The organism is Catenibacterium sp. CAG:290 (assembly GCF_000437715.1).
In the GTDB taxonomy this organism is placed as follows: Bacteria; Bacillota_I; Bacilli_A; order Erysipelotrichales; family Coprobacillaceae; genus Catenibacterium; species Catenibacterium mitsuoka_A.
In genome coordinates this window covers 1-24,594 of sequence record NZ_FR898859.1, presented here as the reverse complement: position 1 = coordinate 24,594, position 24,594 = coordinate 1, and the positions used below count along the sequence as shown (strand labels likewise).

Sequence of the window (24,594 nt, the reverse complement as noted above, 5' to 3'; positions counted from 1 at the left end):
ACATTGCGAAAAAAAGAAACCCATGAGAAATGCTTGACATTAGGCTTATGGGTTTTTATACTGTTTAAGGGTAAACATTCCTGATGTTTATCGATAATTAAAAAAACGTTGATAAATTCAACATTTTTTCATGTTAATAAATTATTGGTGAGATATTTTTTTATCTCAAGCATATTAGTTGCGTGTGCAACTAAAGTAGACTAATATAGAAGTAGAAAAGAATCTATTAGGTAGTTATTCCTAATAGATTTTCTTATGAGGAGGGTAAATAACATGGAGGTAATCAAGAGAGATGGCTCAAAGGTAGCTTTTGATGGAAGTAAGATTGAAAATGCGATTTTAAAGGCTATGCGCTATGGCAGCGGTATTGTGAAACCTGAAATTGCATCTAAAATCTCACATGAAATTGAAGACTGGCATAAATCAAGTGGAGCAGCATCTATCAGCATTTATCGTATTGAAGGCCAGGTTTTTGAAAAGTTAATTGAAAAAGGAGAAGTACTTACTGCCAAGGCTTATGAAGGCTATCGTAAGGTAAGAGAGTTCCAAAGAGAAACTAATACAATTGATAATGCGATTTATGGTATTGTCAATCAGACTAATAAAGAAGCAATGGATGAAAACTCTAATAAAGATGCGACTGTATTAGCTACTCAGAGAGACTTAATTGCTGGTGAATTCTCTAGAGACTATTGCCGCCGTTTATTATTACCACCAAAGATTGTACAGGCACATGATGATGGTATTATTCATTTCCATGATATGGATTACTATATCCAGAAGATGCATAACTGTGATCTAGTAAACTTAAAGGATATGTTTGCGAATGGCACAGTTATTAATGATAAATTGATTGAAACACCTAAGTCTTTACAGACAGCTTGTACTGTTGCAACTCAGATTGTTCAGCAGGTTGCTAATGGTCAGTATGGAGGACAGACAATCTCTATTTCTCATTTAGCACCTTATGTACGTGTATCATATAAGAAACATTTAAAGGCTGTAAGAAAAGAAGGTAAAGAAGTAGGTATTGATTATACTGAAGAACAGATTGAAAAAATCGCAAAGTCTCGTCTTCATGAAGAAATCAAAGCAGGCGTACAGACTATCCAATATCAGATCAATACATTCTCTACAACTAATGGTCAGGCTCCATTCTTATCTATTTTCATGTATTTAAGAGAAGAACCAGACTATATTGAAGAAACAGCTTTATTAATTGAAGAAATCTTAAAACAGAGATATATCGGCATGAAGAATCCTGTGGGTGCTTATGTCACTCCAGCATTCCCTAAATTACTTTATGTATTAGATGATAATAATGTACCTGATGATTCACAGTATCGTTATTTAACAGATTTAGCGGTTAAATGTGTATCTAAGCGTATGATGCCTGATTTCATCAGCGCAAAGATCATGAGAGAAAACTATGAAGGACAAGTATTCCCATGTATGGGATGTCGTTCATTCTTATCTCCATGGAAGAATGAAAAGGGTGAATACCAGTGGTATGGTCGTTTTAACCAGGGTGTAGTTACACTTAACTTAACTGATGTTGGTTTATCAGCTAATAAGAATATGGATTCATTCTGGAAGATTCTAGATGAACGTTTAGATTTATGCTATGAAGCATTGATGTTAAGACACGAAAGCTTAAAGGGTACTCCTTCAGATATTTCTCCAATTCATTGGCAGTATGGTGCCATTGCAAGATTAAAACCAGGAGAAAAGATTGATTCATTATTAGATACTTGTTATTCTACATTATCATTAGGTTATATTGGTTTATATGAATGTGTAGTGGCATTAATTGGGCAGTCTCATACTACTGAAGAAGGCGATGCATTAGCTCTTGAAATTATGCAGAAATTAAGAAATACATGTGATAAGTGGAAGAAGGATACAGGTTTAGGATTTGCCTTATATGGTACTCCTGCAGAATCAACTACTTATACATTAGCACGTGCATTAAAGAAGAGATTTGGTATCGTCCCTGGTGTAACAGATAAAGACTATATTACTAACTCTTATCATGTCAATGTAAGAGAACATATTGATGCATTCTCTAAATTAGGCTTTGAAGCGAAGTTCCAGAAGATTTCTTCTGGAGGGGCTATTAGTTATGTAGAAGTGACTAATATGACAAATAACTTTGATGCCATGAAAGAATTAATTAACTATATGTATGAAACAATCCAGTACGCTGAAATCAATACTAAGTCTGACTATTGTCAGGAATGTGGTTTCTCTGGAGAAATCTTATTAGATGAAAACAATGAATGGTATTGTCCTAACTGTGGTAATAGAAACCATAAGACTTTAAATGTATGTCGTAGAACTTGTGGTTATCTTGGTGATAACTTCTGGAATAAGGGACGTACACAGGAAATCAAAGAACGTTTTGTACATTTAGACAATAGAGTATATCAGGTGTTAACACACAACTCCAAATCTCGTTAAACAACTCCAAATCTCGTTTTACTTCAAAGTAAGATTACGAGATTTACAATAAAGCGTAAAAAAGAGGAACTACACATCTAAGTGTAGAACCTCTTTTTTATTGCTGGTGATATACATTTAATAAGTTTTGTTTAAGCAGATTTGCATCAGGACGTTTCTTTTTTGCTATTTTAGGTTTCTTAGAAGTATCTTCCAATGAAGAAGAATTCGTTGTTCCAAGAAGAACTTGAATAACACGGCCTGAAAGTACCGAATCATCAAGACAGCTACTGCCAGGTTCGTTATAAACAGTTTTCAGCGTTTCAATGATTTGAGGTATCTCAAACTGTGGGAACAGTTTCTGCACGTTTTGAACAACATTGCTTTGTGTATTGGCAAATGAATTCATAGCCTGTAAAGTCTCCTTCGAAGAAAGATGCTCAGCCATATCTGCCTGCTCATCGTCTCCTAGAAGGTTATTGAGGTTCTGCTTTACTTTTTCAAAAGCTTCAAGCATGCGCCCGTCAAAATCACCGTTTTTCTTATGATGAATGGTAGCTTCGGCAAGAAGCTTCCTCATATCCCCATAGTATTTCTCAATACAAAGATCCACAAATTTGCCGTTTATTTCTGGCCGTTTGTTTTCCGGAGATATCAGGTACTCGTAGTTCATGTATGAATAAAGTGTAATCAGCTGATCAATACGGCCACCTGTATACAGTTCAAAACGGTCAACGATTTCATCAGTGAGTGACACCTTTTTATCAAACCACTGATAAGAGAAAATCAAGCTCATAAGGGTTTTGAGACTGGGTTTATCAAAACAGTAGCGATTAGAAGAAATGACCTTCCCGACGCGTCTTGCTGTATAGACTTTCTTAAACATTTTGCTGTACGCAGATTCGAGACCGGATACAGCTATTGCTACACCCGAAAGTTCTCCTATAGTAACTAAACTGGCAAAGGTATTTGATTTGGTACCGGCGAAGTCGATTTCCTGAATCTCATCAAAGATGATGATTCCAATACAGAAATTCTGTATCAGCTGAACAACCGTGCTTATAGGATCTTTTGAATTACTCAGGAGATTCTGATATACACTGGCCGTGTAACTAAGGGCATTATCTATTTCGCGTCCAATGGTCGAATAGAGGACCTTGAAGTTTGAGTTTGCAGGGCATGAAACATGCAGAAATACAATCTGTTTCAGGTTTCCCTTGGTGAGAGGATGCTCTATTACCTGTGGATAGTGAGATTTCAGGATATCTATGGTAGAACTTTTTCCTGTTCCGGATCCACCGAGAAGAGACCAGCCGCTGACACTGGAAGTCTTGTTGGTAATATATTTTCCACAAGTATCATTTTTAGCCTGCTCCGGGAACTTGACTCCGTTGCTTCGGTCAACGGCCATCCATACCGGGATTTCTGGGTCGTAGAACTGATATCTGTTTTCATAGGAACGAATCAATGCGTTGTGCATTTCCACTTCCAGCATATAGTCAAACGCTATAGGAAGCCTGAGTTTACGGAGCTGATTGAGTCTGTATATACGTTCCCCGGAAGGAAGCGCCTGTATTTCCGACATACTGTATCCAAGGATAGGCTTGAAATAATCCAGGGTACATTCTTCAAGGCTTCTAGGTCTGGGCAGTGCTTCGATACAGGGATTGCCATTATTCTCCGGATCAAAATGTTTAACGTATCGTGCTTCAACATACTCAATCTTGCTGAAATCCACAATGCCATATTGATTGGTTTTAGGATCTACGTCATCTGCGTATTCATATGTATCATTAAAACACTTCATTTTTATTTGTCACCTCCTGGGGTCCAGCCTTCAGCAAGAAGTTTTGCAAGGTATGCGGCTGGATTTTCGGCAATATTGATGTCACAGTCATCAGAATTTTCCCGAGTTTCTATCATTTCAGAAGCATCTGAAGACAATCCACCGATATTGGTGTTCTCATCATCTATATCACAATCAAGCACTTCATAAGTATTAGGCATTTCTGCTTCTGACAGGGATGCAGATACAGTTTCCCCAAACTGCTCATCAAGATACTGGTTAAGATAGTCAAACATTCGAAGACTATTTGATTCGAGATGTTTTTCTTTTGCCCGGTTTTCTAAAAGATTCTGGGTTGCTGGCTGATTAGTCACAACCTTCTTTGCGTTTTTAACAATCAGTTCGTTTACTTTTTCGATATAAGCATCAAACTGCTGCTTATTGATCTCAAGGCTTCGGCGTCTTGCTCGAAGAGATTTGATAATCAATGTCCATTCGCTTAACGTCATTCCTGTAACATCTGCATTTCCCGTCTTATCAGAATTCAATGATGCTCTCATGATACGATTATTTCTGATATAGTATACAGAGCCTACATCACGTGGATCAATACGCACAGGAAACTTAATACGTTTAGTGTGTGCATTATACATGTCAGCAAGAAGTTCATGATCATTTCTGTTGATATAGAATAGGTCGTTGCAGCGGATTCCACGGCGATCGTATTTTGCACTCTGTGGAAGCATGAGACTGAAATAATACTGTGGAATATTGGAAATCGGTTTTGGGGTTCCATATTTTTCGCAACCATATTTAAAAATCTCCACTGGAACCGGGTCTACTCTTTTAGAGATCATGTCAGCGGTTAATGGATAATCAGAGAGCACCGAACAGTTATGATGAATCACAAAGTTGATCAGCATGACTGTAAAATCATCGATTGTCAGACAGGCTTCCTTATGATGTTTGGAATCGTGTCTTTTCTCAATCAGCCCATGCTTTTCAAGAGAAGGATTCTGTGAGGAATGCATCTGGTGAAACCATTGTTCTACTAGACCCTTCATGGAACCAGAACCTGCGGGGGCCAGTTCGCGGTGGATGTTAAGTTCACGAAAGATTCGTTTAGCTTCATAACTGCGGTATTCAGCACCACGGTCTACAAGGATTCTACCTGGAAGGTAGCAGGACGGCCACATATCTTCTGAAATGGTAATTCCGTATCTGGCACAGTATTCGACTTTGTTTTGGGCAAGATTAAGGAAACAGTTCGTCATTCCGAGAACGGAGTTGTTGTCAAAGCTGATTCCTATTGCGAGAATATTCGAACCGAACACATCATGCATAACATATACGATTGGGCGACCGACGGTTATTGATGGGTCCAATGATGATACAATGGACATATCAACTTCAACCTCATCCATTTGAACGCGGTCGGCAGGGCCTTCGACGTTATATCTGGAGTCTGAAAGCAGAAGTCGCTTATTGTTTCGCTGTTCCATGGCACTTGTTTTGATACGGTCCTTTTCCTCCTTTGAAAGATGTTTACTGCAATAGTATGTAAACTGACGGAAGGAAGGACGCTCAGAAGCTGGTAATAGTTTGATAAGCTGAGTACCATCATCACAGGTAATTTCTTCCGAATAATATTTATCACTCATCAGGAGAAAAACAGATTTAAATGTCTTTTTACGTCCTTTTTTATATTTTTCCAAAGCCTCTGCAAAATGAGCAATGTCTTCAGAGGTAAGACATTTTCCTGTTATAACATTTTCACATTTTCTTCCGGTTTTCTTTGCATAGCAGGAATAGTTATCCTGTTTTTTCTGCATGAATTGAGCTTGATCAAGAAGCGAAGAATTATTAAATCCACTTTGAATATAAAGACGAATAATTCGTCGGACAGTAAAGTTTGACAAACCATACTCATCTTCAAACTTTTTTAATAACGGCTTCGGTTTATGTGTTGCTAGGTCCAGATAATCCGGTCCATACGCATCTGCGACAGCATTAACGATGGAAAGATTACGGGTGTAAATATTTTTCTGATATTCAGAAAGCTTCTCATAATCAAAAACGAGCTTTTCTTCAGACTCAATTTCAATCATGCCATCGTAAAGCATATCCTGAAGATACGTTAAAACCTGTACATTGAGCTTAAAAGAAGATACATCCATCTCGCAGAGAGTAACAAGTCCATTCCTGATATTAAGGACTCTGTATCTGCCAGTTTTGAGTCTGTCGGCAGATCTTACATTGAGGATAGAGCCTCTGCACAAACCTTTATTTACATTTCTCTGGATTTCATCCATGTGGCAATCTCCTTTCTGTACACATCCCTCAATACGGGAATATCAATTTTTTCTTTTGTAAGGTCTACATCGATTTTCTTTCTGATGATCAGGTGCTTCAGGCACGATGTCTCATCGAAAACAGAACTTTCTTCGTAATAGTAGCTGCACACGCGAATATTGCTGGCAAGAATATGATTGATGTCTGTACCGAATACCATTCGAAAAGAAACATTCTTTCTTTCCCAGAAAGTTTTCTCGATGTTTAAAAGCTCTAATGTACGCTGACGTTCAATACTGCGCATGTTTTTCTTGAAAGAGTGAACTTCCATATGCTGATCTGCGTACACGATAAAGAAGTCAGATGTCATAGTTGTACGTCCCTTGCCGGCAGGCTCACAGCCCATTTCTTCAGCAATAGCTGTTGTGTCTTCTTTTGGAAGAGGAATCTGTTCACGAATGTCGATAATGTCATCGTTAAATCTAAGAATATGCCAGTATTCAGCTTCTCCCTGAGAAAGAAGTTCTACCGAGCGACCGGTAATCCAGTCGCGAAGAGTTACAGTAGTTCCCTGTGAGTTAAACTCGTGGGCCTGGATATAAGGCTTATAGTTTTTACCTTCACCTTTCCCGTAGCCACGATTTTCTTTTGTTTTATTACTGATTCTGTTCATTATATTTACCTCTCTTTGTATTTGTAGGTTCCGGGGCCGATGCGTTCCAGAACATTAAGTTTAGTCAGCTGATTTGCCATGATTCGGCCAATCTGTTTTGTGGATAACCCAGAAACCTGTATTCCTCTGGTGGTGATTATACTGTCTGGATCAGGGTAGAGTTCCTGTATAGCAGCTAATACCCTGTCAGACGCAAGTAACAGAGGCTTATCAGGTGGTTTTTCATGAGGATATCTGCTCGATGGGGTAGGACGGGTAAGCTCCTGGATGATAAAACATCTCTCATCAAGCATTTCCTGCCCGGATGATTTATCAAGAATCAGTGCCTTGGATTTTCCAACAAAGCTTTTTACCTCATACCTTCCGCAGGTATAAGCATCAACAAATTCCGCAAATTCAGACTTACGATACTGTCGGATGCAGCAGGGGCATCTATGACCGGTTAAGATATGGCTTGGCCGCATCGAAAAGGTTCTTCCACATGTCTTGTGTAAAAACATTGTTTCCGCCAGACGGGTAGTATAGCTGCCAACAAGCTCATACTCATTTCCAACCAGATCATAGAGTTCTTTGCGGAACATGTCTTCATCAGGACAGCGCGGAGAGCAGGCTTTGCAGCAGGGATGCCGGATGAATTTTGCGTAATGAAAAACAAACGTATGTCCACAGTCCTCACTAAGAATAGTGGCATCTTTATCGGTTCCAGAAAAAGACAGTAACCTGAAGTTGCCTGCTTCCCGAACCTGTTTATCAGCATCTGAAAGCAATAATGTGTGTGTACACGCACATTTCGCTCCGTAATAGAGATATTTTGAAGCCGATACTTCAAGCAGCTGTCCGCAGGAGTGTTCTAATGCAACCTTATAACGTAGACCACGATATCCTTTTTTGATGCGATATTCGCCACGTCCTTTGTGTGCAACAATCTGTTCAAAGAAATCCTGGTCAGATAATTGTGCGTCACACCTCGGACATAGCCAGCCTTCCCGGATGCTGTTTTCTGTGGTGTAGAATGAATGACCGCATGCTTTGTGCCTTAAGTGGATTACTCCAAAGGAAGTTCTGTTAAGAAGATCGTATTCTTCAGGGGAGACCTCTTCTAAATCGTATGACTCTGAGACTTTTGCGAGATAATCCATCAGGAGGTCTGCACTAGGAAAGACTGTCCCGAACAGCATTGTGAGAATGTGCATGGGAACCCCGGGCATATAACTGTTAAGTGACGAAGAAAGCCTTGCAGCGGAATAATCATCAATACCGTATTCTGAGAGAATATCACTAAGGTATTTATAAATCGGAACAGATGTCATATCTCTGACGCGTTTTACAAGTGCCTGCTTGGAGGCTCTGTAGTCAGCCTTTATCCACTTTTTAAGAAGAGCAATAAAGAGCTCCTGATAAGCTGCCTGAGCTTCGTATGAAACTAGTGGGATAACCTCAGAGTTATCATGAAAGTTTCTTAATATGGTTTTGTGAAAGGGACAGTAATAGATTCCCGGTACATTATGTATGCGGTGAAGGTAATTGTCCTGTTTCATACATTCGGGACAGTAATGAAGCTGTGGAGTTAAAAGATTTACTTTGTCACTGCCAAAACGTTTACATCCGTTAAATGCTTTTCTGATATGCCGGTCCTGCATGGATGCAGGCAGCAGTGGCCAGAGTGCAGGGATAACAGTTGTCTGCGCTAATTGTTCGATAGGATCCATAATGTTGATTTTGTCAGCCAGAGCCTTAGTGTCCAGACAAAAGTCATTTGTATGCTGCAGACCGTTGTCAGTAGAGACAAAAGCCGTAAGAAAATCAGTTTCATTTGGAAATCCATTTGCAAATGCAAGCCTCATAACATATGAAATAGATAATTCATCGTCGAGAGGGGAAAATCTGTTTGAAATACGCATATATACTCCTTTCTTAGTTTTTTGCATTCATCAGGTATATGTCATAATCAGAATGGTAGTTTGCTTCTTCACGCGTAAAATCCTGACGCTTTGCGCCTGCTTTTTACAATTAATGCGTTTTGAAAATGCACATAAGCCTGCTTGTTTACTTATAAATAACTTATAATTAATAAACATGCAATTATTGCGTTTATTATTATTTGCTTATTAACTGCGCTCTCTCATTACATGTTATAATGTAGTGGTTACTGCTACTAACCACTACAAAAAATACATGAAAGGAGGTTCGCCTATGAAAAAATGGTGGTTTTTCCGAGATACAAAAGACGCAAGAATAGATGAGCAACGCAAAATTGCCGAACAACTTGTGCCTGATCGGCGCCACTGGCTTGGTGGCGAACCTCAAGCAATACCAGGATTTAGATTTAGTAGAGACCTGACCGAGCTTATATATTCCGATACGGAAGAACGGCTACATAAACCTTCTGCAGATAGGCCTATTAAAAAAGGGGATATCGTGCATGTATCCCGTCTGTACGTGCTTGCTAGTGAAATTCCAGCAATACAGGGGGTTATCCGTACGTGCCACTCCAGTGGGGTGGATCTGCGGATTACGTCGATAAACTATCAGGACAATAATGAACACTCTGATTTTGCTTTACTTAACAGCGTTTTAAATCAGATATCCGCTCACAGGAAACGCCGTAATACGCAAAAACCTAACTCTGAAAAAAGAAAACCCGGCAGACCTTCACGGAACGTACACTACTGGACACTCACTCAAGATGGCCGAAATGTGGTTCAGGATTATGTGAATGGGCTGATTCCGTTTAACAACGCCAGAGCAAAACTTACAAATAAAACTCCTGACAGACATTCTGTCGGTGAAAAGATGTTTCAACGTATCGTCCGTGAGTACAGGTCTGAAAAAGACTAACCAACAGGATATCTTAGGACTGTCTTTTGTCGTTATATGTTGCAAATTGTCCCTAAATATAGGGATAAAATTGTCCCTGAATGGTGTTGTACCTATAATATGTCAGAAAAATCAGTGAATTTTATTTTCTCATACAACCTATGGGCTTTAATCTCGAATTTCCCAAAGTTTATAGGACTTGACGGATTTGCAACTTCGAATTGTTGTTACATATTGTATAGTGTGAAAGCTTTTGGAAAAAGCCCGATGCTTTATGAACTGAGCTGCTATATCAGAAAGAAAATTTAGTGAAAGACACGTCTGTGATGGGCGTGTCCTTTTTTTGTATGATGAAAATCTGAAAGAGAATTGCTTTTTCTTTAATTACTGTAATTACTATTTTACTTGTGCTAAAATGAGGGTTAGGTAGTGAAACCAATACAAAATATAATTATATTATAAATACTTATAACTTTTTAATATTAGGAGAATATGCGAATGGACTGGAAAGATTTATTAGACGACATTTCGAACGTAGTTAAAGAAGCGGGAGAAAAAATTGACGCAAAAGCAAAAGACAATAATATAGACTTAAGCAGATTGAAAGAAGTTAATATTAATAAAGTGAAAGAGGTAAATCTGGGTAAGTTGAAGGATGTTGATTTAAACAAGATAAAAGAAGCAAGCCTTGGCAAATTAAAAGAAGTAGACTATGAAAAACTGAAAACTATTGGATTATCAAAGCTTGAACAAGTCAATTTGAGTGGAATAGCAGAAACAGTATCAAATCTTGGTCAGCGTATGACATTTGGATATCAGGAAATAACAAGAGAAGAGCATCTTCGCGTATTAAAACCGCTGTTAAAAGAAGTTGAGGAAGCAGCAAGAAGAGTCGATTCAACGATTCCGGAAGGTGTTCGGGTTTATGTTAAATATACCGATACTCAGAATATCGAAAAGAAGGTTAACCTGAGCAATAAAAAACCCGTAGATATTATCAGGGCGTTAAATGAAAATACGCTGGGAATAACAGATACATTCTTTACGCTTCCTGTAAATGCTCAAAAAGCCGTTCTGGGAATTGGTTTTGGAAAACTTGTATATTTTCTAAATGGAAAAGTATTTAAAAACGAATCTTTATCCGATGAATTCTGCTTTAATATTGGGTATGGAAATGAGCTATGTGAATACCTGGATACACTTTTGGGGCCAAGAAAAGAAATTGACGCTCGAATTGGCAATCTACAGAAAATGGGATGCGATTATAAAATGAAGAGCATGGATGAAAATGATAATTCATCTGATTCAGAAGATGAAGAAAACAACGAACAGACGCCAGTTTTTATTAATGTGACAAATGCGGCAGAAGACAGCTATGATGATACAGCCGACAACAAAGAAGAACCTGTTACGGCAATAGTGAATGAGTCTCTTAATACACAGGATGCAAAAAAGACTTGTGCATCTTGTCATGAAGTAATTCCTGCCGGGGCGAAATTTTGCCCATATTGTGGCAATAGAACTGAATAAAAAATAGAGCAGATAGAAGGAGGAAGCGTTAAGTGATGGAACAGGCAAAGATACAATCAGATCCATTCAAGGAGAAATTTATATTCTTCTGTAATGGAAGTAAGATGACGGGAAAGACAGATTTTCAGGATTATGAAAATTCATCGCTCTTGGATTGGGCGGATGAGATATCTGAAAAAATAGGGACAGCAATATATGATGATTTCAATCTGTCAGTTTGTGGGGAATATTTTGAAAAGGAATTTTTGGAAGGCATAATATCTGTTTATGCATCCGAAGATGCCGCTTATAAATGCCTTTCATTAAGGAAAGAAAACCATAATAATCATATAGATACTAATGATAGGTTAAGATCTCTTCAGGGCTTAGCAGAAAAATATAATATCAGTACAGAACCGTTTTATAAGCTGCAAGTGTTCTGCAAAAACAAGGACTTTGTCGAAAGTAATGCTGCGTATGTAGCGGTCGATACTCCTGAAAAAGCTTTTTGTATTGTTGACGATGATATTTCTGCTCTGGCTGCATACAGAAAAAGCACTGCGCGTATTATTCTCAGCACGTCGGAAAGCAATAAGGCTGAATGTATCGGGAAAAATGCTGACGGTAAAAAGCAATATGTCTGGAAGGTGCCAGCAATACGAAAAACTGAAATATTTAACAGCATTGTTGATTACTTCTGTGTCATCAAACAAATTAGAACAATTGCAGATAAAATTAGTTCAGCTTACTCGATACTTGATAAACAGGATCAGCTTTTATTTACATCATGCATTTCAGTTGAACCAGTTTATTATGCAGCAGATATCCCAGAACTTAAAATACGTGATACATACAAACCAGAAGTCTATTTGTATCCAGATAAAACTGCAGATGTTCCATTTCAGATGGATTCAGACAATACAGCTATACTAGAAATCAGAGATAATGTATTGGCTCCAAAGAGCGCGGGTACAGCGAATGTTATTTTTTATACAGTGATAAATGGTGAAAAAACGATATTTGATAGCAAACCGGTACATGTATCGGATATCTGCATAGAAAGCATAACTATAAAGCCGCATAGGCTTGAATTGGATGTAAATGAAAAGAAATCGATCAGCATCGCAATTTCTCCACGCAATGTATCTGATTCCCGAATCACATATACGTGTTCAGATTCCGATGTCGCATCACTAGAAGCAAAAAGCGACGGTACTTTTGTAATAACTGCAAATAAAGTTGGTTCCTGCACATTTGAATTTAAGGCTGTAAAAACAGGAGTTGTCGGCAAATGCATAGTTGAAGTTGCCAGTACATTTTCAAAAAGGACTTCTGACAGCATGGAATATTACAGAAAAGGGCTTTTAGCATTCGTGGTATCTGTAATATCAGGATTTATTACAGTTTTAATAAATCCTTTTGGATTCGTGTTTTTTATAGCAGCTGGTATTTGCGCCTATAACATGTTAAAGGCATTAGCATTAAAACACCTGGAAGAAAATAAATGCAAAAACACATATACTGTACTGGCCATACTTGCGGCTCTTTTCGTGATTGTAAGTATGACTATTTAGCAAGAGGGAAAGATATGGATAATAAAATTGATTTAGTCGCTATCAAAGAAGAACGAGATCTTATGTTAAGAACCGGACTTTCCATAGCAGACAAGTTTATAAACAAAAAATATCTAATCGATTTGTCCGATTCGGAAGTGATGGAACTTCCCGATTATGAAGAAGAAAAACGTCTGATTCGACTTTTTAGACTGGACAAGCTTATCTATGATGAAAACGAAAATATCAATGATAAGCTGATATCTGTGTATAGTGCTCTGCAGGAAATCAACAGCACTGTTTTTCTGCTTGTTGAAGGAACAGCTGATTCAACGTCATTTTACATTGGGGTAAAAGAGAAAAATAATATAACTATAGCCGATAAGGTTCTTGAAAAAAGTTTTATTGGCAATTTTCCGGGAAGTACACTTACTCGAATCAACAAAGCATCTGAAATACGAAGAATAGTAGACAATATCGGTCGTACGGAAAATAACGATCTGTGCAAGAATGTTTCCAGCATAACAGTCGTGCCAGCTTCAAGAGACGAAGACAAGGAAAAATTTGTCCAGGGCCTTGAAAAGTATATTGATACCATGCAGGGGCAGATATATAATGCGTTATTTATCGCAGAACCGGTAAATAAGGAACAGCTGGAAGAACGTAAAAAAGGGCTTGAAGAACTATATTCCAGTCTTTCGCCGCTTGCAAAGGTATCACTTGCATATGGAGAGAATGAGAATTCTTCTGTTTCAAAAAGCGTGTTTGATAATTTTTCAACATCAGTCAATGAAAGTGTCTCAAAAACCGTTGGGTTCTCATCCAATGGTAATTTTGGTATGAATAGTGGTTCCAACACAAGTGGAGGACTAAACCTTTTTGGTTTTGGTCTTAATGGCGGCAGTTCAAGCGGATCCAGTCTTGGATTGAGCGGTGGCCCATCATTTTCGAAAACAACTTCCAAAGGAATTACGGATACTGTAGGGCATGGATCCTCTTATGCTGATACAGCTTCAACCGGTTCTTCAAACACAATGACAATCGAGCAGGAAAATAAAGCAATAACTAATATGCTTGACAAGATCGATGAGCAGTTGGAGAGAATCAAATCCTGTGAAGCATTCGGAATCTGGGAATGTGCTGGATATTTCGTGGCAGAAAGCATAGAAACATCTGCAATGGCCGCAAGTACGTTCAAGGCGCTGATGATTGGAGATGATACGGATGTTGAAAACTCATACTTTAATATCTGGAGTTCGGAAAATAAATCAGGTAATACAAAGAAGGTGCTGGAATACTTAACATGCGGCAGACATCCAGTCATAGAAATAGAACCGCCACAGGAAATGGAAAATCTGTATGCCAAACAGTATGTAACTCCTGGAAATTATATCAGTGGTAAGGAACTGCCTTTATTTTTGGGAGTTCCACACAAGTCAATATCAGGACTTGCAATTAGTTCCGTAGCTTCGTTTGGAAGGAATGTTATTGTACAAAGCAGAACGAAAGAATCAAAGAAGATCAGAATTGGAAGCATACACCATATGGGAGAGACAGAAAAAACAGAGGTCAAATTAGACCTGGACAGTTTTTCGTCTCACTGCTTTATTACCGGTTCTACGGGGTCAGGTAAATCGAATACGGTTTATGGACTGCTGGAAAAATTCATGGAAAACGATATTCCATTTTTAATTGTTGAACCGGCAAAAGGGGAATATAAAGATGTTTTTGGTGCAGTCGAAAACATCAACATTTTTACAACAAACTCTCTGATAGGACAGATGCTTAAATTAAACCCTTTCCGTTTTGATCCGGGGATTCATATTCTTGAACACCTGGACAGACTGATAGAGATTTTTAATGCGTGCTGGGAAATGTATGCTGCTATGCCTGCTATTTTAAAAGACGCGGTAGAAAAAAGCTACATCGAAAAAGGCTGGGATCTTTTAAATTCCATTTATTTAGGTGAAGGAGAGCCTGTATATCCAACATTCAGTGATTTAATGCAGGTTTTACCTAAAGTAATCAATGAATCCAGTTATTCTGCTGATACCAAGGGGGATTATACTGGCGCTCTGGTAACCAGAGTAACATCACTGACTAATGGTATATCAGGCCAGATTTTCTGTGATTCCTATGATATTCCGGACAGCACATTTTTTGATGAAAATACAATAGTAGATTTAAGCCGTGTTGGTTCTACGGAAACAAAGTCATTGATCATGGGAATTCTTGTCCTGAAGCTTTCAGAATATCGAATGGCAAATGCAAATGAATCGAATTCAAAACTTAGACACATTACCGTGCTTGAAGAAGCCCATAACCTTCTGAAAAAAGTTGATTCCTCTACAGCAGGTGGAAATGTTGTGAAGAAATCTGTTGAAATGATCTGCAACAGTATTGCAGAAATGCGTACGTATGGAGAAGGATTTGTAATTGTTGACCAGTCCCCAACAGCAGTAGATATTGCTGCAATAAAAAATACGAATACAAAGATTATTATGCGTCTTCCAGAAAAGACAGACTGCCAGACAGCCGGGAATGCTGTCGGTCTTAACGATAAGCAGATTGCTGAATTGTCCAAACTTCCAACAGGAATTGCAGTTGTAATGCAGAACAACTGGCTTGAAGCAGTTCTTACTCATATTGATGCATACTCAAACAAATACGAGAAAAAGATAAATCCGGTATTATTTGATGAATTAAGGATACTTCGAGGAAACGTAATTGAAGAACTGATGAACCAGTACATCAGAGATAAAGAAATCAGCCTTGAGCATATGTATGACGTAATTGAAAATACCAAGATTGGTTCATTGAAGAAAAAAGAAATGAAGTGCTGTATGAAATATACGCTGTCCCGTCTCGAAAAAGGGAGAGATATTGAATTTTTTACAACTTCTCTTTTAAACATTTCCTGCACGAAAAATCTAATAAAAACTCTGGAATCAAAAATAAAGAAAAATGATCAGCCTGATGAGTATGAGATAAGAGAGTGGAAGAACAGCTTTAGAAAAGAACTTGAAAAATATATTTTACTTCCTCCGGCATACAATAATTCAATTATTCCATATCTGGTTCATGCTCAGAATGTGGAGCAGAACGGGATTGATTATGTAGCTGTGGAACGCAAGCTCATAGAAAAAATGAATAAACCGTTTTAGATTATAATAAGCTGTTTATAAATTAAATGAATTTCATGGAAGATATGCTGCTATAGAAATTTAGCGCAAATATCTGACTAATAAAATGAAAGGAAAATGAGAATATGATTAGTAGAATTATAGGGAAAGCAAAAGAAACTGCTAAATTTATAAGTAACAATCGAAAAATGTTTGACCCACGAAAAAACATTGATAAACAGACTATTCTTTATCTAATAGTAGGGATTTCGTGGTTTCTTCCAGTTTATGTAGATGATGGGAAAGCTTTCCATATGCATGTAACTGCAATGGGCGGTATCTTGCCTTCCAATTATCCTTTGCCAGGAATTTTGAAATGGGTATTATTTTTTGCTTTGTTGATTTTGTATCTTTTTGTTTTTATTTCTCCACTCTTATTGTACATAAATCACGTATTAGAAAAGCAAGAAAATTCAGGCCAATATGCAAAAAACAACGTGATTATTTGTCTTGTTTACATGGGCTTTTATCAATATATTCTTGCGAGAAATGAAAATACAACTATTATTACTGTTGTTGTAATAACTATTTTGATTTATTGTACTATTTTAAACTTTTCTATTGCAGAAAAAAACGGTGTTATCATATGGAACAGCAAAGCGAAAAAAGCAAATATTGATTTATATGAAAAAGGCAAAAAACCAGTTATTATTTTATCTCTTTTTTTAATAGTTGCATTTATTGTTTTGCCTGTATGTAGTTCTGAGGGAAATGTAAGCTACTCGTTTTTTAATGTATCTGGTCCGCCAGAATATGCTAAAACTAACATATCTTTACTTAAATTAGCTAAAGGGTTTGAATATACCCTTCGTTATGAAGGCCTTTTTGAAACTACAGAAAGGACAGTGAGCCTATTTGGGATTCCAATTGTGTTTTCCCTATTGGTTATTCCTATTGCGATTTTAATAATTCATTACCACAACACTCGCAAACAACGTCCAAACATGCACTTGCTAAATCTTAATGTGTTGTTGTCTGCTATTTATTTAACTTTATTATCATCTGAATTTATAGGATTGATCATCTATCATAGTTCTGATATGACAATCTATTTCTTTTCGATGTTGATAATGGTTATTGCTGCCGTGCTTTTAGTCAAGGAATGTAAAAAGATTGCATCTGTAGATTTTGCTCAGTTTGAACCATTATCAAATGCAGGCAAAGTTGCATCTGATAAAGTTACAGAAACTACTGAAGTAATTAATCAAAACTTCGGAAAAGACTTACGCGAAGAAAGTGAAGCAAAGGAATCTTCTCAGAAGCCGAAACAAAGATTCTGTACTAATTGTGGCGCTGAAATCATGGAAGGAAGCAAATTCTGTACAGAATGTGGTATGCCGATAGAAAATGATAAAAACGAGTAATTATACGAGGAATATGACATGGGAATAGAAAATAATACGCGTGAGATAGAAGTACAAAACCAGGAACTCCAGCGTGCCAATAGAGAACAGATAGAACAGGCAAACCAGGAACACGAAGAGCTTGGCAAAGTTTTAGATGGATTAGACACACTGGATAATGAGGCGGAGCTTGATGAAATAAGCGGAAATGAAGACATAAGTGAACAGGATGATGCAGCATCACAACTGGATAATAATGATAAAATTGAAGACGAAACTTCTGAACAGCTTGAAACTATAAACAACCCGGTTTATAATGAGGTAGAAAACAATGGTTTCAGTATTAACGATGTAAATCAGGCTGTTGATGCTAAAGAGGCATATGAAGCAGAAATTCGTGATATGAGCCAGGATGAATATCATGACCAGAAGGAACTCGACAAGCGTGTTGAGGAAAATGGCAGTGAGCCGAATATGACAGAGCCTTCGGTATTAGGTAATGACTTGCATCAAGGAGATGTATCGAATAAAGAAACAGACAATCGTTCTCGATTAAATGAACCAGAACAGGATGCTGTTGATACGGAAAGGTCTACAGAAGAAATTCCAGGTAATGATGAGATAGATGATCCGCTTTCGGATGTATCAACAGTAGATGAATCAAACGTTCAAGAAGTTAAACTTTCAGAACTTCCAGATAACGTTCAGGAATCTTATCGCAAATACGAGTCAGACGCAGAGAATCTAGAGGATGTAGAGGATACTGAGTCAGATACCGAGAATCCAAAGGGTGCAGAAGATACTGAATCAGACATTGATAATCCAGATGCTGGCAAATTGAGTCCAGAGGATAGAGAAAAGCTAGACGGTTGGAAATATCGACCAGATGATCAGTTGTATTTAGATAATAAAGAAGTTTTTGATAATCCAAAGTATTATAATCAAGAAACTGGAGAAATTAATTGGCCACCAAACGATGGTGTGGTTGAAGGTACATCGAAGAATGTAACTCTGGAACCAGGAACTAAAATCGATAGATATGGTGCAGATGATGGATATTATACGGCTCCAATTGACACCCCATATGAAGAGAGAGCTGTAGCTCCTGGCACAGATCAAAAGCCTTATAGTCAGTTTGAGGTTGTAAAGCCAATAGAAGCTGTCGAGCAAGGAGAGGTAGCTCCTTGGTTTGATCAGCCAGGTGGAGGCACTCAGTATTTGATGCCAGAGTCGATAGAAGATCTTATAGATGAAGGTTATTTAAGGAGGATATAATCTATGACAGTAAATGAATTAGAAAAAATTTTGATTCAAAAGGATGTTCCACAAAATATGTATTCGATACTAGTGGGAGGATTTCCTAATGAAGCATTTTGTTTAGTAAAGAGTGACTCAGCGTGGGAAGTTTATTACAGCGAAAGAGGACAAAAAAGAGGTGCGAAGAAATTTAGCTCAGAGTCTGAGGCTTGTGAATATATGAATAAAAAATTGGATAAATATGCGAGAGCATAATAGTAAAATCCAAGAAGGGATCTAAGTGTTATTGCTAGAATGTTTTTAGGTCTATAATACTGTTTATGTTTTTGTGAAATGTATACAACGTATATAAAATGACTCTAAGTTAGCAGCAATCAACAAATTAACATCTTCTTGCATTAAAAAATCACAAAAATCGGAAAAACGCATAATTGGGAACCTAGACCTTCAGAAAAAGAAATTCTGGAGGTCTATTTTATGCGTATCGAAGAAATGAAGAATGTTGATATCAAAACCGTGGATCCTGAGAGCTTGGTGAGCGTCAATTTTCTGACATATACTACTTGTATTAAAAAATGCGAGGTTATTAAAATGAGATTGCTTAACATTCCAAAGATGTATAAAGAAGAATTGTTGTATTCATATTTGCTCCGCCTGGCTGAGGCAAACGGATTTACAAACCCAAAAGCCTTTTTCAATCATAGAGGAATTTTCCCTGATAAGGACGATACCAAACTCAGATTAGACTCCTTAGAAGATATCAGTTTTCTACTTCCGCGATTATCATCATATTATACCGGAGCAGAAATTATTGCTAACCACACAGTGTTGCCAGTATATCTGTCATTTATGAGTAAGGTGAAGCAGTACCTGACTGTTAATGCGATGGTACGTAAGAAACGTGACTATCCAAACATTGTAGGACATATTATGGCAGGATATATTGATGATGTTTATGTGTGTCCGGATTGTCTAAAAGAAGGACATTATTTAAGGCGTGGACATCATCTGTATGGTGTAAAAATATGTCATAAACACAGAACGCCGCTTATGAAAATAATAAGAGACAGGAAAGGAATGGCTGAACGGTTCGAACCGGTTACCGGTTTTGATTTAGAGGAGCAGGTCAAATATGCTAAGTTTGCGGATGAACTGCTAAAGGCTAATATCAGCACGGATCTTTATACTGTAAGACAGGCATTAGGTGCAAAAGCGAAAGAAGAGCCTGATCTTGAGGATAGATATCTTTGTATTATGACGAAACTTGGTTTTGAAAATCCAGAGGCATTAGCTTCTCGCATGTATAAAGAATCTACAATGATGAGGAATATCATTCTGGGAGAACGTTTCAATATCCTTATGTGTTGCGCATATGCTCTGTTCGGAGATGTTGAATCTTACCGGGAAGCAGTAGAAAAGCAGGGGAAGTATATCGTTCCAGAAGGATATACGGTTGTCGATAAAAGAGGCGTGATTCTTGAACTGAAACATAAAGCGTGTGGAACAACATTTGCTGCAACTGCATACGGGATAGAATCTGGATGGTCATGTCCCTGTTGCATAGAAAAGGATGAAGGGGAAATCTTTGATAAGATGATCCGGATTTCATCGAACGGCAGGTTTACAACAAATGCAAAACTTACCGGATGGAAGGATAAAATGGAATTCTTCGATTACAGGAGGGGAGAAAGCTTTGTGAATACTCCGTATCAGGTACTGAAGATGGTTCCGGATGATATCAGAAACGGTACCTGCGAGACAACCCCGTTTGATGAGGTTGCAGCTAAGGTGCGAAGCTATGGTCCGTTTACGCTTTCTTCCTATACAAACGGCATTGAGGATGTAGTAATCACACATGACACCTGCGGGCATGAGTTTAGTGAACGCATCCATGCGTTTTACAAAAAGCCCAGATGCCCGGTATGCAAAATACGTCAGGATAAATGGCTGCTGCGTTTCGTGGAGGAAAGAACTTCCAGGCAATACAGCTTATTAGGCTTTCATAATGATGAAGCGGAATTATTGGATATGAATACGCGTGAAGTATTCCATATTGATAAGAAGAACCTTCTGAAAAGCCTGGGAAGTGGCGTATCAACGAACACACTGCCAGTAACGAAGTATAACGAAGTGAGTCTGGATGGCTATGATTCTATGCATGCAAAAGTTGCAGTCTATCTTTTTACTCATTATCAGGAGAATGAGGATATCGACATCACAAAGCAGCAGATTGAAAATATTGATATTGAGCAACTGAAGATAATCTTTATGATCCTGAAAAAGAGAGGATATCTTGTTTCAAGAAGAATAGGTATCTATAGATTGAATATCTCTTTGGAAAAGCTGAAGCAGAAAACGGCAAAATCTGTGATACGAGAGTATATCAGTGAAACATATAAAATTGGTGATACATTTACTCTTAAGGAACTTCTGGGAAAAGAAGATATCAAATACAGAGCATTTGCAAGAGCACTTGGTGTTATGAGAGATAACGGCGAGATTGATATAGTAAAGCCTGGTGTTTATAAGATAAAAGCATTTGCAGTTGAATATTTCTGATACACATTCAGGGCTCTGTTTTTAGAAAGCATATTTACAATTGTAGATTATGTTGTTATATTTGTGTAAAAGAAAGGACTTAACGAGAATTAGAGTTGAAGGTTAACAACTGCTGAGTATCATAGTTTTTAGGTGATTTTAGTTCTAAAAAAGGATTTGTTTCTAATACTTGTTGAACAACTTTATTGATATCATCAATGTTGTCAGTAAGGAAATCTAACGATTTTAATAGTTTTTGATTTAATTTTAATGTTTGTTTCAATGTTTGAATATATTGCATTTTTTGTTTCATATTCATCACCTCTCACTATATTATATAGCAAAATTCGTGCCAATTAATGTATAAATATTTATTAGAAAAGTATAACGAATCACTATTGTTGCACACAAGTTTTATTTGTTTTATCATGAATGACGAGGTGATTTCATTGGAAGACAAAATAATGTTGTTGATTAATGGAAGAATGGATCAAAATTCATATGAAGAATGTCAATCTATCCAATTATCAAAAGAATTAAAACTAAGTAGAAATCAAGTGACGAGATTATTAAATGAACTATTTAATGACAAGAAGCTTATTAAAATCAAAACAAGCCCTGTTTTATATCTTTCAAGAGGTTCTCTTGAAAGTAAGTATAAGAAGAAGCTCTCATCAGATGAATACAAATCATTAGATGAATTGGAAGCTGAATTAAACAATCAGACAGAATTAAAGAACTTTGAAAAGCTTATTGGGTCTAATGAAAGCATGTATCAGATTGTAGAGAAGATTAAGGCAACAGTATCTTACCCACCAGTAGGATTACCTATGTTGTTTTATGGACCAACTGGTACGGGTAAATCATTTATGGCTAAACTTACGTATGAATATTGTGTAGACACAGGCTTAATTGATGCATCTAAGAATTTTGTACAGGTGAACTGTTCAGAGTATGCCAATAACCCAGAGCTACTCACAGCAAATCTGTTTGGCTATAAAAAAGGTGCTTTTACAGGTGCAGATAGTGATAACTTAGGTTTATTACATTTTGCGGATGGTGGAGTATTATTCTTAGACGAAGTGCATTGTTTAAATGCTGAATGTCAGGAAAAATTATTCCTTTATATGGACCAGGGAATCTATCACTTAGTAGGTGATAATAATAAGTGGTATAAATCTAAATGTAGAATTATATTTGCGACAACAGAAGTGCCACAAAAAGCATTATTAAAAACATTCCTCAGACGTATTCCAGTTATTCTTACAATTCCATCTCTTGCCCAAAGAGGAGAAAATGAAAAGCTAGAACTCATGTATAGCTTTTTGAAGAACGAAGAGAAACGTGTGAACAAAACAATTCTTATTTCATCTAACGTTTATGAGTTGTTACTGAATCACACATTTGTAGGTAATATTGGTGAACTGACTAATACTATTCAGGCAAGCTGTGTGAGTGCATTATATAAAAGTAATTCAGATACATTAGAAATACATGCGTATGATTTGCCTGACAGTATTAGAAATAGTATAGATGTTTCCTCTATGATTATGAAGAAGCATAAACTTGTGTCTCTTAACACACTTCTTCCTGTATCAGATCAGGGAATCATTAAAGATTTTTATCAATCATTAATTAATCTTAAAAGAGATCAGTCATTTTCAGTAAATGCACAGAATACTGTAGATAGATATTTTGAGAAGCTTATATTTAATGATAATCGTGCAGATTCAATTGATTATCTTACAAACTATCTAGAAAAGATATTTAATAATATCACTGAACATTACGGCTTTAGGACTTCACATAATGAGTTGATTGCACTTGCGACATATGTCTCAGAATTCTCTAAGAATACATATCTCACAAATAATTGGATCAATGAGAATTATGATGAAGTAAAAAACTTAAAGAAATATCTAAAACTTGAATTTCATCGTGAATATGAAATAGGACAGGAAGTTTCTCATTACTTAAAGAATAATATGAACCAGGATATTGATGAGTTTGTAGAATGTATTATCTGTATTTGTATGATTAAGTATTTTGCACATTCTGGTGAAGATCTCACAATTGCGGTTATTATTGCGCATGGTTATTTAACTGCAAGTTCTATTGCGGAAGCAGCCAATAGAATGTTGAATAGTTATATATTTGATGCGATTGATATGCCATTAGACGTGGATGTACAAACTATTACAAGAAAGATCAATGATTACATTGCACATGTTGGTAATATCTCAAAACTTTATTTATTAGTTGATATGGGTTCTCTTGAAGAAATATATCAGGGATTAGATACAAGTAATGCAGATATTGCCTTAGTAAACAATATTAATACTAAATGTGCGTTAGAAATAGGACAGGGAATTAAACTCAATAAAACAGTGACTGAAGTAATTGATTCTATTCTTAAGGAAAACATCTATAAAACGCATATAGAACTTAAGAAAAAGAAAGACCCTATTGTAATCTGTTCTTGTGCATCAGGAGTTGGTACAGCGAATAAGATCAAAGAAATCTTATTCAATTCTTTACCTGAAGATTCTAATTTAAAGATTATTACTTATGATTATCCTGCTTTAATACGTAAACAGGTCTATGATCAGTTAATGAATGATTATGAGGTTGTATGTGTCATTGGAACACTTGATCCAAATATTGAATCTATGAAATATATAGGTATACAGGAATTGATTATTAATGAGGGTCAGAATGCGATAGAAGTATATTTTGGAAAGTATATGACTCAAGCTCAGATGGAGGTATTCGAAAAGAATATCTTACGTAATTTCACATTATCCAATGTTATGAATAACTTAACTATATTAAATCCAGATAAACTACTAGAACATGTAGCGAAAGCAATTGATCATCTACAGAATATCTTACATAAGAGATTTAAGAATAGAACATGCTTTGGATTATATGTTCATATCTGTTGTCTTGTAGAAAGATTAGTTACAAGACAAGCTATTTCAAACTTTACTGATCAAGACTTTAAAGAAAAGCATCAAGAGTTTATAGACCAAGTAAATATCTCAATGAAAGAAGTTAAGACATACTACAATGTTGAGATTCCAGATGAAGAAATAGAATATATATACAACTATATTATTAATGATTAGTGTGCTATTAATTGGCACACTTTTTGCTTGTTTAAAAGTGGAAGCTAGTTGTACAGATCAAGTGCAAAGATCTATAA

Annotated in this window: 15 protein-coding genes; 10 read left to right on the top strand and 5 right to left on the bottom strand. The window is 36.8% G+C overall.

The genetic code is table 11. From position 1 onward, the window contains the following. Positions 1 to 273: 273 nt before the first annotated feature. Complete coding sequence (gene nrdD, locus QVO42_RS08605) at positions 274 to 2,460, top strand: anaerobic ribonucleoside-triphosphate reductase (protein ID WP_022425710.1); 2,187 nt, start codon at positions 274 to 276, stop codon at positions 2,458 to 2,460. Positions 2,461 to 2,557: 97 nt separating this feature from the next. On the opposite strand, the gene QVO42_RS08600 is transcribed toward nrdD, so the two are convergent. The 4 genes from QVO42_RS08600 to QVO42_RS08585 are packed head-to-tail and all read right to left on the bottom strand — an operon-like array spanning position 2,558 to position 9,091. After that, positions 2,558 to 4,246: an AAA family ATPase gene (locus QVO42_RS08600; RefSeq protein ID WP_022425709.1), complete on the bottom strand. Its 1,689-nt coding sequence runs from the start codon at positions 4,244 to 4,246 to the stop codon at positions 2,558 to 2,560. A gap of 2 nt (positions 4,247 to 4,248) precedes the next feature. Continuing rightward, positions 4,249 to 6,537: a TnsB C-terminal domain-containing protein gene (locus QVO42_RS08595; protein WP_022425708.1), complete on the bottom strand. Its 2,289-nt coding sequence runs from the start codon at positions 6,535 to 6,537 to the stop codon at positions 4,249 to 4,251. Further along, positions 6,513 to 7,190 (bottom strand): TnsA endonuclease N-terminal domain-containing protein, encoded by a 678-nt coding sequence (locus QVO42_RS08590; protein WP_022425707.1) that lies wholly within the window; start codon positions 7,188 to 7,190, stop codon positions 6,513 to 6,515. The genes QVO42_RS08595 and QVO42_RS08590 overlap by 25 nt, the downstream gene beginning before the upstream one ends. Before the next feature lie 5 nt (positions 7,191 to 7,195). Next, on the bottom strand, positions 7,196 to 9,091 hold the full coding sequence (locus tag QVO42_RS08585; RefSeq protein WP_022425706.1) for a TniQ family protein: 1,896 nt from the start codon (positions 9,089 to 9,091) through the stop codon (positions 7,196 to 7,198). Positions 9,092 to 9,383: 292 nt separating this feature from the next. Here QVO42_RS08585 and QVO42_RS08580 point away from each other — a divergent pair, with 292 nt between their 5' ends. The 8 genes from QVO42_RS08580 (at position 9,384) to QVO42_RS08545 (ending at position 21,410) form a co-directional block, all read left to right on the top strand. Next, positions 9,384 to 10,028, top strand: a complete 645-nt coding sequence (locus QVO42_RS08580) for a hypothetical protein (protein ID WP_022425705.1) — start codon at positions 9,384 to 9,386, stop codon at positions 10,026 to 10,028. Between the two features lie 477 nt (positions 10,029 to 10,505). Continuing rightward, complete coding sequence (locus QVO42_RS08575; protein ID WP_022425704.1) at positions 10,506 to 11,537, top strand: zinc ribbon domain-containing protein; 1,032 nt, start codon at positions 10,506 to 10,508, stop codon at positions 11,535 to 11,537. 35 nt (positions 11,538 to 11,572) lie between these two features. Beyond that, positions 11,573 to 13,090 carry an Ig-like domain-containing protein gene (locus tag QVO42_RS08570; protein ID WP_022425703.1) on the top strand — a complete coding sequence of 506 codons (1,518 nt, stop codon included), beginning with the start codon at positions 11,573 to 11,575 and terminating at the stop codon, positions 13,088 to 13,090. Between the two features lie 14 nt (positions 13,091 to 13,104). Further along, positions 13,105 to 16,233, top strand: a complete 3,129-nt coding sequence (locus QVO42_RS08565) for an ATP-binding protein (protein WP_022425702.1) — start codon at positions 13,105 to 13,107, stop codon at positions 16,231 to 16,233. A 104-nt stretch (positions 16,234 to 16,337) separates the two neighbouring features. Then, complete coding sequence (locus QVO42_RS08560; RefSeq protein ID WP_022425701.1) at positions 16,338 to 17,615, top strand: zinc ribbon domain-containing protein; 1,278 nt, start codon at positions 16,338 to 16,340, stop codon at positions 17,613 to 17,615. An 18-nt stretch (positions 17,616 to 17,633) separates the two neighbouring features. Next, entirely contained in the window at positions 17,634 to 18,869 is a 1,236-nt protein-coding gene (locus QVO42_RS08555) for a TNT domain-containing protein (RefSeq protein WP_022425700.1), read from the top strand. A 3-nt stretch (positions 18,870 to 18,872) separates the two neighbouring features. Further along, a complete protein-coding gene (locus QVO42_RS08550; protein ID WP_022425699.1) occupies positions 18,873 to 19,106 on the top strand; it encodes a hypothetical protein in 234 nt (77 codons plus the stop codon). Between the two features lie 222 nt (positions 19,107 to 19,328). Further along, a complete protein-coding gene (locus QVO42_RS08545; RefSeq protein WP_022425698.1) occupies positions 19,329 to 21,410 on the top strand; it encodes a TniQ family protein in 2,082 nt (693 codons plus the stop codon). A gap of 79 nt (positions 21,411 to 21,489) precedes the next feature. On the opposite strand, the gene QVO42_RS08540 is transcribed toward QVO42_RS08545, so the two are convergent. Then, entirely contained in the window at positions 21,490 to 21,702 is a 213-nt protein-coding gene (locus QVO42_RS08540; RefSeq protein ID WP_022425697.1) for an RNA polymerase sigma-54 factor, read from the bottom strand. Positions 21,703 to 21,829: 127 nt separating this feature from the next. Here QVO42_RS08540 and QVO42_RS08535 point away from each other — a divergent pair, with 127 nt between their 5' ends. After that, entirely contained in the window at positions 21,830 to 24,517 is a 2,688-nt protein-coding gene (locus QVO42_RS08535; protein ID WP_288164195.1) for a sigma 54-interacting transcriptional regulator, read from the top strand. Positions 24,518 to 24,594 lie beyond the last annotated feature (77 nt).

Bases quoted from the DNA above. Each gene is read 5' to 3' on its own strand.
- nrdD (WP_022425710.1), top strand. From the start codon at position 274: ATGGAGGTAATCAAGAGAGATGGCTCAAAGGTAGCTTTTGATGGAAGT.
- QVO42_RS08600 (WP_022425709.1), bottom strand. From the start codon at position 4,246: ATGAAGTGTTTTAATGATACATATGAATACGCAGATGACGTAGATCCT.
- QVO42_RS08595 (WP_022425708.1), bottom strand. From the start codon at position 6,537: ATGGATGAAATCCAGAGAAATGTAAATAAAGGTTTGTGCAGAGGCTCT.
- QVO42_RS08590 (WP_022425707.1), bottom strand. From the start codon at position 7,190: ATGAACAGAATCAGTAATAAAACAAAAGAAAATCGTGGCTACGGGAAA.
- QVO42_RS08585 (WP_022425706.1), bottom strand. From the start codon at position 9,091: ATGCGTATTTCAAACAGATTTTCCCCTCTCGACGATGAATTATCTATT.
- QVO42_RS08580 (WP_022425705.1), top strand. From the start codon at position 9,384: ATGAAAAAATGGTGGTTTTTCCGAGATACAAAAGACGCAAGAATAGAT.
- QVO42_RS08575 (WP_022425704.1), top strand. From the start codon at position 10,506: ATGGACTGGAAAGATTTATTAGACGACATTTCGAACGTAGTTAAAGAA.
- QVO42_RS08570 (WP_022425703.1), top strand. From the start codon at position 11,573: ATGGAACAGGCAAAGATACAATCAGATCCATTCAAGGAGAAATTTATA.
- QVO42_RS08565 (WP_022425702.1), top strand. From the start codon at position 13,105: ATGGATAATAAAATTGATTTAGTCGCTATCAAAGAAGAACGAGATCTT.
- QVO42_RS08560 (WP_022425701.1), top strand. From the start codon at position 16,338: ATGATTAGTAGAATTATAGGGAAAGCAAAAGAAACTGCTAAATTTATA.
- QVO42_RS08555 (WP_022425700.1), top strand. From the start codon at position 17,634: ATGGGAATAGAAAATAATACGCGTGAGATAGAAGTACAAAACCAGGAA.
- QVO42_RS08550 (WP_022425699.1), top strand. From the start codon at position 18,873: ATGACAGTAAATGAATTAGAAAAAATTTTGATTCAAAAGGATGTTCCA.
- QVO42_RS08545 (WP_022425698.1), top strand. From the start codon at position 19,329: ATGCGTATCGAAGAAATGAAGAATGTTGATATCAAAACCGTGGATCCT.
- QVO42_RS08540 (WP_022425697.1), bottom strand. From the start codon at position 21,702: ATGAAACAAAAAATGCAATATATTCAAACATTGAAACAAACATTAAAA.